This is a genomic window from Bradyrhizobium zhanjiangense (assembly GCF_004114935.1).
Classification (GTDB): domain Bacteria; phylum Pseudomonadota; class Alphaproteobacteria; order Rhizobiales; family Xanthobacteraceae; genus Bradyrhizobium; species Bradyrhizobium zhanjiangense.
Map to the genome: position 1 here is coordinate 4516908 of NZ_CP022221.1, position 14699 is coordinate 4531606.

The 14699-nt window shown below is 62.9% G+C and carries 15 protein-coding genes; 8 read left to right on the forward strand and 7 right to left on the reverse strand.

Features of this window, described 5'->3' with window-relative positions; translation table 11 throughout:
- Nucleotides 1-411: 411 nt before the first annotated feature.
- A complete protein-coding gene (locus XH85_RS21560; RefSeq protein ID WP_128933379.1) occupies nucleotides 412-657 on the forward strand; it encodes a hypothetical protein in 246 nt (81 codons plus the stop codon).
- Nucleotides 658-1024: 367 nt separating this feature from the next.
- Here XH85_RS21560 and XH85_RS21565 read toward each other — a convergent pair whose 3' ends face one another.
- Nucleotides 1025-1555 carry a septal ring lytic transglycosylase RlpA family protein gene (locus XH85_RS21565; RefSeq protein WP_245474194.1) on the reverse strand — a complete coding sequence of 177 codons (531 nt, stop codon included), beginning with the start codon at nucleotides 1553-1555 and terminating at the stop codon, nucleotides 1025-1027.
- Nucleotides 1556-1932: 377 nt separating this feature from the next.
- Nucleotides 1933-2565, reverse strand: a complete 633-nt coding sequence (locus XH85_RS21570) for a TetR/AcrR family transcriptional regulator (protein ID WP_128933380.1) — start codon at nucleotides 2563-2565, stop codon at nucleotides 1933-1935.
- 123 nt (nucleotides 2566-2688) lie between these two features.
- Between XH85_RS21570 and XH85_RS21575 the strand changes: the two genes are divergently transcribed.
- Nucleotides 2689-3654 (forward strand): alpha/beta hydrolase fold domain-containing protein, encoded by a 966-nt coding sequence (locus XH85_RS21575; RefSeq protein ID WP_128933381.1) that lies wholly within the window; start codon nucleotides 2689-2691, stop codon nucleotides 3652-3654.
- A gap of 122 nt (nucleotides 3655-3776) precedes the next feature.
- On the opposite strand, the gene XH85_RS21580 is transcribed toward XH85_RS21575, so the two are convergent.
- Nucleotides 3777-4016, reverse strand: coding sequence for a hypothetical protein (locus tag XH85_RS21580; protein WP_128933382.1), 240 nt, complete (start codon nucleotides 4014-4016; stop codon nucleotides 3777-3779).
- 419 nt (nucleotides 4017-4435) lie between these two features.
- Between XH85_RS21580 and XH85_RS21585 the strand changes: the two genes are divergently transcribed.
- Together XH85_RS21585 and XH85_RS21590 are read left to right on the forward strand one after the other, a co-directional pair.
- The gene (locus tag XH85_RS21585; protein ID WP_128933383.1) at nucleotides 4436-5407 is read left to right on the forward strand and encodes an SDR family NAD(P)-dependent oxidoreductase; all 972 of its coding nucleotides are present in this window, start codon (nucleotides 4436-4438) and stop codon (nucleotides 5405-5407) included.
- A gap of 260 nt (nucleotides 5408-5667) precedes the next feature.
- Nucleotides 5668-6780, forward strand: a complete 1113-nt coding sequence (locus XH85_RS21590; protein ID WP_128933384.1) for an alpha/beta hydrolase family protein — start codon at nucleotides 5668-5670, stop codon at nucleotides 6778-6780.
- Between the two features lie 13 nt (nucleotides 6781-6793).
- Here XH85_RS21590 and XH85_RS21595 read toward each other — a convergent pair whose 3' ends face one another.
- Nucleotides 6794-7300, reverse strand: a complete 507-nt coding sequence (locus tag XH85_RS21595; protein ID WP_164935046.1) for a MarR family winged helix-turn-helix transcriptional regulator — start codon at nucleotides 7298-7300, stop codon at nucleotides 6794-6796.
- A 405-nt stretch (nucleotides 7301-7705) separates the two neighbouring features.
- Between XH85_RS21595 and XH85_RS21600 the strand changes: the two genes are divergently transcribed.
- The gene (locus XH85_RS21600; protein ID WP_128933386.1) at nucleotides 7706-9229 is read left to right on the forward strand and encodes a porin; all 1524 of its coding nucleotides are present in this window, start codon (nucleotides 7706-7708) and stop codon (nucleotides 9227-9229) included.
- 472 nt (nucleotides 9230-9701) lie between these two features.
- On the opposite strand, the gene XH85_RS21605 is transcribed toward XH85_RS21600, so the two are convergent.
- From XH85_RS21605 to XH85_RS21615, 3 genes are all read right to left on the reverse strand, one after another.
- The gene (locus XH85_RS21605; RefSeq protein WP_128933387.1) at nucleotides 9702-10205 is read right to left on the reverse strand and encodes a GcrA family cell cycle regulator; all 504 of its coding nucleotides are present in this window, start codon (nucleotides 10203-10205) and stop codon (nucleotides 9702-9704) included.
- A 74-nt stretch (nucleotides 10206-10279) separates the two neighbouring features.
- On the reverse strand, nucleotides 10280-10477 hold the full coding sequence (locus XH85_RS21610; RefSeq protein WP_007603456.1) for a hypothetical protein: 198 nt from the start codon (nucleotides 10475-10477) through the stop codon (nucleotides 10280-10282).
- Between the two features lie 199 nt (nucleotides 10478-10676).
- Complete coding sequence (locus XH85_RS21615) at nucleotides 10677-11618, reverse strand: acetamidase/formamidase family protein (protein WP_128933388.1); 942 nt, start codon at nucleotides 11616-11618, stop codon at nucleotides 10677-10679.
- 168 nt (nucleotides 11619-11786) lie between these two features.
- On the opposite strand from XH85_RS21615, the gene XH85_RS21620 reads away from it, so the two are divergent.
- Genes XH85_RS21620 through XH85_RS21630 form a run of 3 tightly spaced genes read left to right on the forward strand, consistent with a single transcriptional unit; the run spans nucleotide 11787 to nucleotide 14583 of the window.
- Nucleotides 11787-12554, forward strand: a complete 768-nt coding sequence (locus XH85_RS21620) for a YdcF family protein (RefSeq protein WP_164940928.1) — start codon at nucleotides 11787-11789, stop codon at nucleotides 12552-12554.
- A 58-nt stretch (nucleotides 12555-12612) separates the two neighbouring features.
- Nucleotides 12613-13395, forward strand: coding sequence for a DUF169 domain-containing protein (locus tag XH85_RS21625; RefSeq protein WP_128933389.1), 783 nt, complete (start codon nucleotides 12613-12615; stop codon nucleotides 13393-13395).
- A 9-nt stretch (nucleotides 13396-13404) separates the two neighbouring features.
- Nucleotides 13405-14583 carry a saccharopine dehydrogenase family protein gene (locus tag XH85_RS21630; protein WP_128933390.1) on the forward strand — a complete coding sequence of 393 codons (1179 nt, stop codon included), beginning with the start codon at nucleotides 13405-13407 and terminating at the stop codon, nucleotides 14581-14583.
- Nucleotides 14584-14699 lie beyond the last annotated feature (116 nt).

The following is a 14699-nucleotide window of genomic DNA, read 5'->3' on the forward strand; positions in this document are numbered from 1 at the left end:
CGGTTGCCTCCTGGATGAAATAGAAGGCCATCGCGTTCGATCAGATAGCCGTACAGCTGTGCGCTCCGCAGCGGCCTCAGCATTCCCGGTCTCGGGGCGGCCTGGACGCATCCTCTCTGGCGCTGTGAGCAGCCCGAAGAGGAACGGGGAATCGTCCGCTCTGGAACTGGAACCTTGCTTACCCCGTTTGGCTAGCGGGCAGAACAAGGAGAAGGAAACCATGCCCTGCTTTGGGCTGTGCCTACGGTTCTCGTGATCGGTGGCGTCAGCTACTATTTTCTCCGTGTCGTGCACTGATCCTGTTGCTTTGAGCGTTCGGGCGATGCTCGATGGCGCCTAGGTCGACGCTGCAGCACTGCCGGAAGCCCAGCGCACTCCCATTGCCCGGCGCTGGTCTGAAAAGGTCGAACCATGAAGCACGCGCTTCCGACAATCGGAATTGTTCTCGGGCTAGTCGTGACACCTGCATCCGTCGACCCCTGGAAGGATGAGAGCGGCAAAGGCCGATGGGGCTACGATCGTGGTCCTTACCGCGCCTACAACTACGACCGCGAATACAAGCAGGAGTATCACCGAGGCCACTGCAAGATCGAGCGCAAGTGGGGCAAGCACGGCGAGTACAAAGAAGAGACGAAGTGCAAGGGCTATCGCGACTGACGGGCGAGCTCCGGGCCTGCCGCGACTGGTTTACAACCCCAATGAGTCGTGTCGGCTCAGTCAGAACCAGCTCAGTAGTTTCCTGAATTTTCCTTAGTGGAACAAAGGTCTGCTTGCGCCTGGGAGACTGGGGGGAGGTTCAAATCCTCTCGCTCCGACAATTTTTCTCAACATCTGTCGGGTGGATTGACCGTCGGTGGGAGCCTGCTCCCGCCGGCGGCGGATGCGCGCTCACCAGCCCCATGCACAGTAGCGATGTCATTTGGTTTTTCCGAGTCGATTTGACGCGTCGGGCAAAACAGGAGCACGCAGTAGCGTCGGAGTTCTTTTAATTGCAGGCAATTTCGCTTCGGCGCCGGTTGTGTGTTCACAACACCTCGGCACGAATCTGAGCCACGCCACGATCCGTAATCCCCAAGCTGCGCGCAGCAGCGAGCGAAAGGTCGAGGACACGACTGCGGACGAACGGACCGCGGTCATTGACTGTGACGATGACGCTTCGGCTGCCGTGAGTGACGCGCAACTTGGTGCCGAAAGGCAGGCGGCGGTGCGCCGCTGTTAGCCGATTACGATCAAACGATGAACCGCTCGCTGTCTTGCCTTTGAAATAAGAATAGTAGGAGGCTTTGCCGGAAAAGACTCGATTAGAAGATTGGGCTCCTAAACGATCTTTCGAGGGCTCTTCCGGAGTCAGAGGTTGCGCTTGCTGTGGGGTCGAAGGTTGCGTCTGCGTTACGTCCTTCTTTGTCTGGTCGAGGCCTTCAGGAGCTGGCTCCGCCTGAGCTTTTGGAATGATGAACCACCTATCATCGAAAGTTTGTGCGACAGCAGGAGTCGAGTACATCGCCATCCAAGCTGGGATTGTTGCAATCGCGATCATTCTACAAAGAACTTGCATGATCGGCCTCACGCATGAAACTGACGGACAATGCAACTCATCGGCCTGTGTTCCTGCACACGCATTCTCGTGCAGACAAAGGTGAATGCATACCGATCGTTATATGCGTAGTTCCGAGAGTGCTTAGGCGCAGCGCAGCAAGCAATTGTCTCGCTGCGGCGCATCACGGCCGTAGATCTGCAACCCGAGGCACGAGATTGCCGCTCCAGCAGCCGCTGCTTGGCTTTTTACTCCAACAGTGTAGTCCTTCGATCTCGAAACTGCTCGAGCTTCGCAATTTGCGTTAGCTGCCAGAACTCTCAGTCGGGCAAGGTCGAGATCAATAACCTTCTGGGACTTGTCGACGCTCTAGCAATGAGCGCTTGCAATATCGACTGCTAAGCGGTTGGTCGCAAATATCCCACCACCATCCGAGTCGTCTCGTCCACCAGCGTCCGCACCATTTTCTCCGACAGCATCTCGGCCTGGTTCAGCACGGTGTTGTGCGCGACCGCTTCGATCGCGCTGACGCAGATGAACGTCGCTAGGGCCGGGTCGATCTTGCGCATCTCCTTGCGGCGGCTTTCGAGATAGGCGCGCACGAGAGCGTGGACCTCGCGGTTGAAGGCTTCGACGTCTTTGAGCTGGCCGGTGCGCGGGATCTGCTCGGCGAGGACGCGGTGCAGTTTCGGGTCGATGCGGTGGGCTTCGATCGCGACGGTGACGAGCTTGCGCACGGCATTTTCGATCGGCAGGTCGGCGACTTCGGACAATGCGGCGCGGACGAGGCCCATGATCTCCTCGTTGTGACGGTCGATCACGGCGGCGACGAGCGCCTCCTTGCTCGGAAAATACTGATAGAGCGAACCGACGCTGACGCCGGCGACCTCGGCGATGCGGTTCGTGCTCGCCTTCTCAAAGCCTTCGCGGACCAGAATGCGAGCGGTTGCCTCGACAAGTGCGTCGACGGTGGCGCGGGATCGCGCTTGCGAGGCGTTTTTCCGGGGTTTTGTCGGCGGTTTGCGCGCCATGATGTCGAATCCGAATGCGAGTAGGAAAAGCGAGCGAATGCTCGCATTATAGCCGCAAGTGGCGGCGGGTCGGCAAGAGTCTTTGTCGCCCTGAGAGATCAAGCCAGGCGGAGAGAAGTGGCCATGAGCGTCGCAAAGATGTTGTCGTCCCTGCAGTTTTGCCCTGACTTCGGTGCCTTGCGCCGCGGCGATCCCGCACCGAGCTTGCAGAGCCGTTGCTTCAATGCGTTGCTGCGTCAGCTTCCGTTCAAGCAGCAGCTCGCCTCAGCCGAAGCCGTGCAGGCGCATGTTCAGAAGCTCGCATTACAGCCGGCCTCGTATGAGCCGACGGGACTGGGCCGCGGCGTCGAGGTGACGTTGACCAAGATGGGCGGCTGGCCCGTGTATTACACCGTGCCGTCGTCGGGCCATGAGGGCTGCAATCACGTCATGTTCCTGCATGGCGGTGGCTTCATCAACGAGATCGTGCCGGCGCATTGGCGCTTTGTCGGGCAGATGACGCGGAAGGCGCGCGTCGTTTGCGTCGTGCCGATCTATCCGCTGGCGCCGCGCGCGACCGCGAAGGAGATCGTGCCGGCGACGGCCGAGCTGTTGCGCATGCTGCTGGAAGACGCGGGGTCCGCAAAGGTCACGGTGGTCGGCAATTCCGCCGGCGCGGGTCTTGCGCTCGCCGCCTGCCAGTGGCTGCGCGATCGCGGGCACCGGCAGCCGGCTCGCCTGGTGCTGATCTCGCCTGCGGCGGATGCCTCGGTCAGCCGTCCGGAGCAGGTCGCGCTTGCCGCCCGCGATCCCATTCAGGACATTCCGGGGATCGTCGAGGCGGGACGGCTCTATGCCGGCGAGCTCGATGTCGGTCATCCCTTCGTCAGCCCGCTCAACGGCGCGTTCCGCGCGCTCGCGCCGATGACGATCTTTTCGGGCACGCGCGACCTTCTGTATCCCGACAGTGTCGATCTTGTGGAGCGGGCGAGAGCGGTGGGTGTGGCGGTCGAGCTGCACCTGCTCCGTGACCAACCGCACAATTATGCGCTGATGCCGACGCCGGAGGGGCGACGTGCGCGTGCGCTCATTTTGCGCACAGTGGCTTAAAGGAAGGGCGTGACCATTGTCACAGAGCGCGGCGGCTCAATGAGGGTGGCGCTATCGAGCCCATGCGGAGGGAGAATGGGCGCGCCTCCGGGGCGTTTCCTCGACGTCGTAATTCTACGGGCCTACGCGTGGCCCTTGATCTCGTAGTGGCCCGGCACGCATTTGTAGCGCTCGAGGCGCCAATTGGCGTGATAGATCGGATGCTCGCCCATCCATTTCGCCAAGGGGGCCTGCGCGCCGATCGCGCATTGCATCATCGACATCTCGGGCGTCATGTTGCTGTCGGTCACGATTTCCTCGACGCAACTGCCTGAGCTGACTGCGCTTAGCCGGCAAAGCACGGCAACGACGGTCACGAACATTCCTGTCACCTCATCGGTTTTTTCTGACCACGAAGAGGATGCAAGCGGAGTGCCAGAGCCTGTGACACGCACACAACACGCTGGCCTGGCCGAATCGCCCCAGCGTCCACGCCAATTTGGCGATTCGGACTGTAAAAAAATTCCCCCTAACCCGAAGCCGGACAAATACGGGAACGGGGCAGTCATCCCCCGATTGTGGGACCAGCGCCACGCGGCAGCCTTTCGCGAGGCGCGCCCGACGCGCTGAGCCAGCCGCGCGTCGACGCGGCGGAATAGTCCGTCCGCCGAAATAACTGATGTCGGACCTGGCTGGACGCCGCTTTTACCTGCGGATGCGGCGCTGCTACAGTTTTGCGCGCGTTGCGGTGAGCGACGCTGTGACGAAGAAACATACCGACAAGGGGAGGGACCGAAGTCCCATGAAGGATTTTGCAGGAAAGATCGCGGTCATCACCGGCGGCGGCACGGGAATGGGGCGCGAGCTGGCGCGGCAGCTCGTGGCCGAAGGCTGCAACGTCGCGATGTGCGACGTCTCGGAAGCGGCGATGGCCGAGACCAAGCGGCTCTGCGAGGTCGAGAAGCTGCCCCAGGGCCTGCGCGTCACGACGCATGTCGCCGACGTCGCGATCGAGGATCATCTGAGGCGCTTTCGCGACGAGCTCGCCGAGCAGCAGAAGACGGACAAGATCCATCTGTTGTTCAACAATGCCGGCATCGGCGGCGGCGGCAGCTTGTTCACCAACACGCGCGAGCAGTGGGAGCGCACCTTCAACATCTGCTGGGGCGGCGTCTATCTCGGTGTGCGCACCTTCCTGCCGATGCTGGTCGCCGCGGACGAGGCCCACATCGTCAACACCGCGAGCGTCAACGGCTTCTGGGCCTCGATCGGCATGAACCAGGCGCACACCGCCTACAGTTCGGCCAAGTTCGCGGTGAAGGGATTTACCGAAGCGCTGATCAACGACCTCCGCCTGCACGCGCCACACGTCAAATGCTCGGTGGTGATGCCCGGTCACATCGGCACCTCGATCGTCTCCAATTCGCGCAAGGTGCAGAGCAGGGACGGCTCGGACCGACTCAACGCCGACGAGGTCGCGCTGACCCGCAAGCGCATGGTCGCGGCCGGCGTGCCGGATGCCGACAAGATGTCGGACGATGACATCCAGGCGGCGTTTGCCGAGCGCGCCCGCAGCTTCCTGGAGGATGCGCCGACGACGGCGGCAGAGGCCGCGAAGATCATTCTCGATGGGGTCAAGGCGGAGCGTTGGCGCATTCTCGTCGGCGAGGACGCCAAGCGCCTCGACGAGCGCGTGCGCGCCACGCCGGAGCAGGCCTACGACCGCGCCTTCTACGAAAGTTTTACGCAGGAGGTCGGCTGGCGGCTTGGCTGACCGCCCAAGAGGCGCGCGAATGTAGGTATGATAATCGTCATGGCAAGAGGTGCGCCGGTGATAATGCGTGCCACCTCTTGCCAGTTTTCTTGCCAATGTTCAGCGCCTTATGCCGAATTCGAATGTCACGCATGCGACGCGTCCGTGCGTTCAAGCGATGGTGATCTTGAATGGGTCTCATTTGACGCACGCCAGCTTGGTTGGCCAACCAAAATAGTCTAGTCAATCAGGGGTAACGCGACGATAGAGCGTAGCTCCCGATGATACCCGCATGCCTCTCCGACGACTGGACCCTTTGCCCGGAGAGAGAGGACATCTCCGCTGAATTCACGCGGCTGCTCACCGCGGCCCAGGAGGGCGGTGCCACGATCGCCGAATGCCTGATGATTGCGCGGCAGCTGAAGCGGGGCAACGATCAATCCTGGCATCGCGAATGGAAGAAGCTGGCGCAGGCCAACCGGCAGCGTGCCGAAGCCGCCTTCGCGGAAGGCCATTTGGCGACGGCACAGCGCAACTGGCTGCGTGCGACGAACTACTATGGTGCAGCGGCGATGCCGCTCGACCCGGCCGACGAGCGCCGCTGGGTCGCAGTGCTCGCGATGCAGGAGTGCGCCCGCCGCTATTTGTCGGCGCGCGGCCCGGCCGGCGAGGTCGTGACCATCCCCTGGATCGACGGACATGCGCTGCAGGGCTACTTCCTGCCTGCGTCGTCGGGAAGTGGGCGGGCGCCGACCGTGATCTGCATTGGCGAGCCCGGCCACCGCAAGGAGGAGTTTCTGTTCAAGCTCGCGCCGCATGCGCGCGAGCGCGGATTCTCGATGCTGGCACTGGACCTCTTCGGCGACCAGCGCGACGATTTTCTCGACGAGCTGCTGCGACGCCGGGATCTCGAGAGCTCGATTCCCTGCGTCATGGACTATCTGGAGATGCGCAGCGACGTCGATTTCGGGCGCGTCGCGATCGTTGCGGACGGCTGGGGCTCTTCCTTCGTCGCGCGCGCGGTGTTGCAGGAGCCGCGGCTTGCCGCCGCCGTCTGCGACGGCGGGCTGTGGGATCTGCACGAGCGGGCCTTCTTCGCCAGCCGATTCGCGATGAGCGACGTCAGCATCGTGCCGGTGCCGCATGCCCCGCTGATGGCTTCCAGCGCCGACTGCCCGGTGCTGATCACGCTCGGCGAGGACGGCTGGCTCAAGGCCGATCGGGCCCGTCAGCTCGTCCAGAAATCTCGGCTCGGAAGCTCGGACGTGATGCTGAAGGTGTTCACTGCGGCAGAGACCGGCGCGGCGCAGGCGCATGCGGACAACCCCAGCCTTGCCAACGAATACATCTTCGACTGGCTCGAATCGCGGCTCGGCGCGGCCGGGCGGATCTGATCTAAAGCGCGCGTCAGAAATCGAGGGTGAGGCGGACGCAGGCCTTCTCGAGGCGGGACTTCAGCATTGCGAGCTTGGCGGTGAATTCAGTGAGCTCGTGCTCGTCGAACTCCTGGAAGACGAATTCCTTGATGGTCTTGTACTGCTCGTTGAGGCTCGCCAGGTGCTTCTGCGTCTTCTCGGTCAGGGACAGTCGCACCACCCTGGCGTCGGTCGGCGAGGGACGACGGCGCAACAGGCCCTTCTTCTCGAGGAGCTTGGACTGGGTGGTGACGAACGAGGGATCGACGTGGAGGAGCTTGGAGACGACGTTGACCGGGATGCCGTCGTCCTTGTCGAGGTCGGAGATGGCCATCAGGATCAGCCATTGCGGGCCGCTGATGCCGAGCGTCCTCGCCCAGAACTGACGCAGCTCCTCCAGATACATGTTGATCGACGATATCTCCCAGGTGAAGCGCCTGATGATATCCAGATTTCCGATGGAGCGCAGGCGCGCACCCTCTTTCCTCGTTGCGGACACAGCGTCACTCCCGTGAACTGATTCTTCAGGCCGGTGTTCATGGAGGGCCATAGTCCACGCAAGCCTGCCCTGACGCAAGTGCAGAGCAGGGTAATTTCGTCACTAAAACTACAAAGATGATCAGCTCAGCAGATTTGGCTCACCCTGGTGTTGCGCGCGGGGCACAGGTTTAGTGAAACAATAAAGCTGACTAAATAAACTATTTTGATTAGCGGAACAGCGTAGGCATATTGGCTGGGACGGTGGGGGGTACTCGATCGTCCCGTTGCAGGTGGTTCGCTCACGTCCCTCGCGTTGCAAGCGGGTGCGTCCGAAAGCGCGAAGCGGCCGAGCGGATTGAAGAGGCGGGGACCTGGGGGGCCTCACGGTCCAGTCTCCGTAAAATGAGCAACTTGGAGGTTTTAAATGAAAGTAGTGAAGAGCCTTTTGCTCGGCACTGCGGCGGGTCTGATCGCCGTAGGTGGAGCCCAGGCGGCCGATCTTCCGGTCAAGGCCAAGGCGGTCGAATACGTGAAGATCTGTTCGCTCTACGGCGCGGGTTTCTACTACATCCCGGGCAGCGACACCTGCATCAAGCTGGGCGGCTATCTGCGTGCCGAAGTCGCGCTCAACGCGGGCGGCAACTATAGCGCCCAGTACAACGGCGTCTTCGCGGCGAACAACCGCCTGACGAACTACTACTCGATGCGTGCTCGTGAGGATCTCAACATCGATACGCGCACCGCGACCGAGTACGGCGTGGTCCGCACCTATTTCGACGCGGTCTTCACCTGGACGACCGGCAGCTATGTCGGCACCGGCTCTGCCACAGGTGCGACCGGCTACAGTGCCACGACGGCTGGCTCGTCCACCATCAACCCGACGGACGGCGGCATCTCGGGCGGATCGCTCGGCGTCTACTACGCCTTCATCCAGTTCGCCGGCTTCACCATGGGTAAGTCCGTGTCGCAGTTCGACGCGCCCTGGATCAATTATCCCGGCAACAACTTCGACCAGCTGGTCGGCGGCAGCGGCTCGACCAATGGCGTCGCCCAGTTCACCTACACGGCTGATTTCGGCCAGGGCGTGACGGCGACGATCTCGGCGCAGGACCAGACTCAGTTCTTCACGACCAACATCTGGAACACGGCCGGCATGAGCACCACCGGCGTCCTCGGCGGCGCCTACGGATCGAACGACATCGGTGGCACCCGGTCGCCCGACATCGTCGGCGTCGTCCGTGTCGACCAGGCCTGGGGCCTGTTCCAGGCGTCGGTCGCCGCGCACGACAATCACGTCGGCTACTACGGCGCCACTGAAGTCACCGGTCATCCGGAAGACAAATGGGGCTGGGCCGTCCAGCTCGCTCTGTCGATCAAGAACATTCCGACCGGCGCAGGCGACGTGATCAACGTGTCGGGCGTCTACACCGAAGGCGCGAGCCGCTACAACTTCCAGTCGCTGGCTGCGACCAGCTACTCGATGTTCGGCAGCTCGAATGCGGCGTATCAGAGCATCGGCTTCGCCGGCGTGTCTGACGCGGTGTTCGGCCCCGGCGGCAACCTCGAGCTGACCAAGACCTACGGCTTCCGTGGTGCCTACACCCACAACTGGAGCCCGTACTGGAACACGGCGCTCTACGGCGCGTGGGCTGCGGTCAACTACAGCGGCACGGCGAAGGGCCTGATCTGCGGCAGCGCCGCGTTCGCGACCCTGACCGGCACCTGCAACCCGGACTTCAACATCGGCCAGGTCGGCGTCATCACCCGCTGGACGCCGGTGAAGAACCTGACCTTCTCGGCCGACTTCACCTACAGCCATCTCGACCAGAAGTATTCGGGCGCGATCACGACCGGAGCACTGACGAGCGTCGCCAAGCCCGCGGCAACGTATGAGCTGAAGGACCAGGACACCTACAGCCTGCTGCTGCGCGCCCAGCGCAACTGGTAAGCACGGTCTTCGGATATGAAGCAGCCCCGGCGGGAAACCGCCGGGGCTTTTGTTACGATGAGAGGTTCGGAAATCCGGCAGCTTTCCACGCAGCCAATGAAGGCAAGCCATGCGATTCGATCGTCCTCAGACTTATTTACTTACCTGAGTTACTAAGCTATATACTCCCAGCCGATGACGAAAGTTGCGGCTCTTAGCTTCACGCTAAGCCTCCAAGAACCTCCGGTGATGCCCCGCCGGAGGTTTTTCGTTTTCTAGAGCATGATTGAGATGCGGCTTGATCGCTGCAACACCGGAGGTGCACTCCCTCTCCCGCTTGCGGGAGAGGGTTGGGGAGAGGGTGTTTCCGCAATGGGACAATCCCTAAGAGGAGACAGCCCTCACCCGGCGCTTCGCGCCGACCTCTCCCGCAAGCGGGAGAGGTGACCGAGCCGCGGCTACACACATTTCATGCTCAAGAGATCCCGCGGTTTCAGCCGCGCATGGCGCGGCTGCGCGAGTTCGGCCGGTAGGCGAGGCGGCTGTGGCCGGCGCAGTAGGACTGGCCGTCGGGTGCAGCGTTGCCGCAGAAGCAGAAATCGTCTTCGCCCGGCGTCGAGATCGGCCAGCGGCACCGGTTCTCGGAAAGCTCCAACAGCGAGCAGCGGTTGGCCTCGTCGATCGGCCCTGTGATCACGGGCGCGTCGGTCTCGCCGTAGATCGTGGCGAGCATCTCATATTGCAGCCGCGGCACGGCCCTCGGTGCGCGCGCCGGCGCAAAGCCCCTGTCGTGAACCTTGCGCTCGTCGGCCGTCCGGCCCCGCGTCAGATTCAATCGGGACAGCTTGCCGATCACGGCGTTGCGGCTGACGCCGATGTCGGCGGCGATCTCGCGGCAGGAGAGGCCGGCCTCGAAATGCCGCTTCAAGAGTTCAATGCGTTCGTCGGTCCAAGTCTGTGAAGCAGTCTGTGAAGCAGTCGGGGAAACAGCAGGCATGTGTAACGGTCCCAGGTTGCGAGATGTCGGCCATCCGCCGCTCGAGATCGGTCCGCCTCACGTCCGGCGCGCGCTCACGTCCTGCCATTGTCGCGGATCGACAAAAGCCCGTCCTTGATGGCGAGACGGATGCCTTCCTCGATCAAGGTACGTGCGACGCCGGGGACGCTGGTGCCGTGGGTGCCCTGTCTCACCAGTTTCTCCAGATAGGTGATGGTCGAGAGCGCCAAGGTTACGGGAATACGGTCAGTCTCGGCTTTTTCGGTGGCCATGGCCCGAACGCTAGCCTCTTACTCGGGTACATAAAAGTAACGATTAAGACTCTATTTAGGTTCAGGGGTGGAAGTCAAATCCGGGCCATGCCGGTGCATCAGCCCATTGGAATCGCTGGAGAAGTTCGGGCATGGCGCGGCGCGCCGCCCGAAAGCCGGGCGGCGGGATGCATCGACACGTCAGGGAAGGGTGGCCGGCTCAGCCGTGCACGATCGCCTTTTCGATCATGCAATGGATGCCCTTGGCGCCGTTGACGGTCTGGGTCACCCGCAAATCGGCGGCCAGGCTGCACAGCGTGTAGGCGTCCTCGCGCGACAAGTTTCGCGTCTCGCCGAGCAGCGCGATCATGTCGCGCAGCGCGCGCACCGCGCACTGGTCGAGGTTGGGGTCCATCGCCATGGTCATGTAGTGTGTCGCCGTCTCGGCGCGGGGATAGTCGAACTTGAGGTCCTTGCGCAGCGTCAGGCGGAAGCGGCCCCGGAGTGCGGTCTCGATCGCGGTGACGCAGACCTCGCCGTCGCCTTGCACGCCGTGGCCGTCGCCACAGGAGAACAATGCGCCCGGCACGAACACCGGCAAATAGAGCGTCGCACCCGCACCTAACTCCTTGTTGTCGAGATTGCCGCCCATCGCGCGCGGGATCAGCGAGGAGATGCGGCCCCAGCTAGGTGGCGGCGACACGCCCATCACGCCGAAGAACGGTTTGAGCGGCAGGTCCAGGCCCCATGGCATGCGGCCGACCATCCGCGACCGGTCGAGCGGGATATTCAGGATACGCGTCTCGTGGAAATCGTCGGGCAGGGTGCCGGACAGCGGCTTGATCATGTTCCAGCCCCAATCCTGCCGGAGCTGGACGTCGAGGATCTCGACCGCGAGCACGTCGCCGGGCTCGGCGCCTTCGACCGCGATGGGGCCGGTGAGGATGTGGCCGGGCAGCATGCGCTCGTTCCTGGCATGAACCTCGAACATCTCCGGCGGAATGTGAAACTTATTGCGGTCGGGCAGCATGTCCGGACCGCCGCTGATGGTGTCGACCGTCACCTCATCGCCGCTGGCGATGGTGAGGACGGGCTTGAGCGCGGCTTCGAAGAAGCCCCAATGACAGGTTTCGGGGCTGGAATGCAGGTGATGATGGGTCATTTGCCGCGCCCGGTTGGTTTCATCGGCCGCGGGCTTGACCCGACGATCGATCCTCTTTCAAGAAGATTTCTGAAGAAGGCCGGGCCGGTCAAGCCCGCGCATGACAGGCACGATCATTTCAGCGAGGCTCCCCTGTTTTTCGCTCTTTCCAAGACCCTCGGCGTCGCGCTGCTGCCGATCAATCTCCTGGCCGAACTCGGAATCCTGTCTGTCGTGCTGATGGCGACGCGCTTTGCTGCGCTCGGCCGCAAGCTCGCCGTGACGACGCTGGTTCTGCTCGCGCTCGCCGCGTTCTCGCCGCTGGGCAATCTCCTGATCTATCCGCTGGAGTCGCGCTTTGCGCCCTGGGATCCGTCGCGCGGTGCGCCCGACGGCATCATCGTGCTCGGCGGCTCGGTCGACACCGATCTGTCGGCGGCGCATCGCACGCCGGTCGTCGCCCACGCGGCCGATCGTCTGTTTGCGCCGGCCGAGCTCGCCCGCCGCTATCCCAATGCGCGCATCGTCTTCACCGGGGGCACGTCGAACCTGGTCTCGACCAACGCGAGGGAAGCTGATTATTCCGCGCCAGTCCTGGAGAATGCCGGCATTGCGAAGGAACGCCTGATCCTCGAGCGGGACTCCCGCAACACCTGGGAGAATGCCATCTTCACCAAGCAATTGGTGTCACCGAAGCCGGGCGAACGCTGGCTCCTGGTGACGTCGGCCTTTCACATGCCGCGCTCGATGGGAATCTTCCGCAAGGCCGGATTTGACGTCGAAGCCTATCCGGTGGACTGGCGAATGGGCGGGCGTGACGATCTCTTCTCCTTCACCAATATGGGTGCGGACGGCCTTGGCCGAACTGACGTCGCTGTGCGCGAGTGGATCGGCCTCGTCGCCTACCGCCTGATGGGCAGGACTGGCGAGTTGCTTCCGGGACCCACCAAGGACTAGAACGAGAGCCGCAAAACAAGAACAGACGGCGCGCGCGATCGCCGGCTCGGAGGACGCCATGCAACAGCAGAGTGCGGACAGGATCGATCTTGCCGGCCTCGTCGCCGATCTCAACAGCCTGCTGCGGCTGAAGACGACGGTGATCGGCATGAAACTGTTCGCGCGTGCCGCGGACATGGAGGCGATCCCAAAAATCCGGCGGCCGAACGCGATCCACACCACCGATCAGATCGTCAGCATGGCCGCGCGTCTCGGATGGACCGTCGGCATCGCGGCCGACGATCTCGTGGGCGCGCAATGCCGCGCGGTGATCGGCCTTGCGCCGCAGGATGAAAAATGGCTCGCCGGCGAAAATTACGTCGGCGTGTGGCACGGCACGGCGGAGGACGCACGTAAGCGCCAGGAGGCGCTGGACGTGGTGCCGTTCGGGCAGTATCAGGCGCTCGCCGTCAGTCCGCTGGCGAGCGGCCGGCTCGATCCGCCCGACATCTGCCTCGTCTATGCGACGCCCGGGCAGATGATCATCCTGATCAACGGGCTGCAATATACCGGCTACAAGAAGTTCGAATGGGGCGTGGTCGGGGAGACCGCCTGCGCGGATTCCTGGGGGCGGGCGCTCAAGTCCGGCGAGCCCAGCCTGTCCTTGCCATGCTATGCCGAACGGCGCTATGGCGGCGTGCCGGACGAGGAGATGCTGATGGCCTTGAAGCCCTCGCATCTTGCGAAGGCGATTGAGGGCATGAAGGCGCTGGCTAAGAACGGCCTGCGCTATCCGATCCCGCCCTATGGCATTCAAAGCGACGTCCGCGCCGGCATGGGCGTGAGCTACGCGAAAAAGTAAAGGCCGATCATGAGCTCTGCGAAATTCGACATCGTCGTCTATGGCGCGACCGGTTTCACCGGCCAGCTCGTCGCCGAATATCTGGCGGCGCATTACAAGGATGACAAGGCGCTGAAATGGGCGATGGCGGGCCGCAGCCTCGACAAGCTGAAGTCCGTGCGCGAGGCGATCGGCGCGCCCGTGGATACGCCGCTGATCGTGGCGGATGCGGCCGATCCAGCATCGCTGAAGGCGATGGTGGCGCAGACCAAGTCGGTGATCACGACGGTCGGTCCGTACCAATTCTATGGCGAGGGCTTGCTCGCGGCCTGCGTCGCTGCGGGTTCGGATTATTTCGATCTCTGCGGCGAGCCGGTCTGGATGCGGCAGATGATCGACAAGTACGATGCAGCGGCCAAGGCCAGCGGCGCGCGCATCGTGTTTTCCTGCGGCTATGATTCCGTGCCGTTCGAGCTTGGCACCTTCTTTGTGCAGGAAGAGGCCAAACGCGTGTTCGGCGCGCCGGCTGCGCGTGTGAAGGGCCGCGTGCGCGACATGCGCGGCACGCTGTCAGGCGGCACCGCGGCGAGTGCGAAAGCGACCTTCGATGCGGTTGCCAAGGACCTCAGTCTTGTCGCCATTCTCAACGATCATTTTGCGCTGACGCCGGGCTTCACCGGTCCGAAGCAGCCGAAGGGTAACAGGGCGGTCTATGAGGAGGATCTGCAATCCTGGGCCGCGCCGTTCATGATGGCGCTGATCAACACCCGCAACGTGCATCGTTCCAACATGCTGATGGACTTTCCCTACGGCAAGGACTTCGTCTACGACGAGATGGTTCTGACCGGTCCCGGCGAGAAGGGCGAGGCCAACGCGAAGCGCGTGATGGCGGCCAATGCCGAGAAGACCGGGCCGAATGCGCCGAAGCCGGGTGAGGGGCCATCGAAAGAGGAGCGCGAGAACGGTCTCTTCAATCTGCTCTATGTTGCCATCGCACTGGATGGCCGCCAAGTGCGCGCCGGCGTCACCGGCGACCGCGATCCCGGCTACGGCTCCACCTCGAAGATGATTTCCGAATGTGCGATCTGCCTGCTGCGCGATGCGGCCGACGTTCCGCGCGGCTTCTGGACCCCGGGCGCAGCGATGCAGCACAAGCTGATCAAGCGGCTGCGTGACAATGCGGGGCTGACGTTCGAGGTGGAAGGGTGAGCGCGGGTGCGCATCACAACCACGGTGTCATCGTCCGGCTTGACCGGACGATCCAGTATTCCAGAGACGGTGTGATTGAATCGAGAGGCCGCGGCGTACTGGATGCCCCGCCTGCG

What these genes read in the sequence shown, in the direction of transcription:
- XH85_RS21560 (WP_128933379.1), top strand. Translation starts at nt 412, where the DNA reads ATGAAGCACGCGCTTCCGACAATCGGAATTGTTCTCGGGCTAGTCGTG.
- XH85_RS21565 (WP_245474194.1), bottom strand. Translation starts at nt 1,555, where the DNA reads ATGCAAGTTCTTTGTAGAATGATCGCGATTGCAACAATCCCAGCTTGG.
- XH85_RS21570 (WP_128933380.1), bottom strand. Translation starts at nt 2,565, where the DNA reads ATGGCGCGCAAACCGCCGACAAAACCCCGGAAAAACGCCTCGCAAGCG.
- XH85_RS21575 (WP_128933381.1), top strand. Translation starts at nt 2,689, where the DNA reads ATGAGCGTCGCAAAGATGTTGTCGTCCCTGCAGTTTTGCCCTGACTTC.
- XH85_RS21580 (WP_128933382.1), bottom strand. Translation starts at nt 4,016, where the DNA reads ATGTTCGTGACCGTCGTTGCCGTGCTTTGCCGGCTAAGCGCAGTCAGC.
- XH85_RS21585 (WP_128933383.1), top strand. Translation starts at nt 4,436, where the DNA reads ATGAAGGATTTTGCAGGAAAGATCGCGGTCATCACCGGCGGCGGCACG.
- XH85_RS21590 (WP_128933384.1), top strand. Translation starts at nt 5,668, where the DNA reads ATGATACCCGCATGCCTCTCCGACGACTGGACCCTTTGCCCGGAGAGA.
- XH85_RS21600 (WP_128933386.1), top strand. Translation starts at nt 7,706, where the DNA reads ATGAAAGTAGTGAAGAGCCTTTTGCTCGGCACTGCGGCGGGTCTGATC.
- XH85_RS21605 (WP_128933387.1), bottom strand. Translation starts at nt 10,205, where the DNA reads ATGCCTGCTGTTTCCCCGACTGCTTCACAGACTGCTTCACAGACTTGG.
- XH85_RS21610 (WP_007603456.1), bottom strand. Translation starts at nt 10,477, where the DNA reads ATGGCCACCGAAAAAGCCGAGACTGACCGTATTCCCGTAACCTTGGCG.
- XH85_RS21615 (WP_128933388.1), bottom strand. Translation starts at nt 11,618, where the DNA reads ATGACCCATCATCACCTGCATTCCAGCCCCGAAACCTGTCATTGGGGC.
- XH85_RS21625 (WP_128933389.1), top strand. Translation starts at nt 12,613, where the DNA reads ATGCAACAGCAGAGTGCGGACAGGATCGATCTTGCCGGCCTCGTCGCC.
- XH85_RS21630 (WP_128933390.1), top strand. Translation starts at nt 13,405, where the DNA reads ATGAGCTCTGCGAAATTCGACATCGTCGTCTATGGCGCGACCGGTTTC.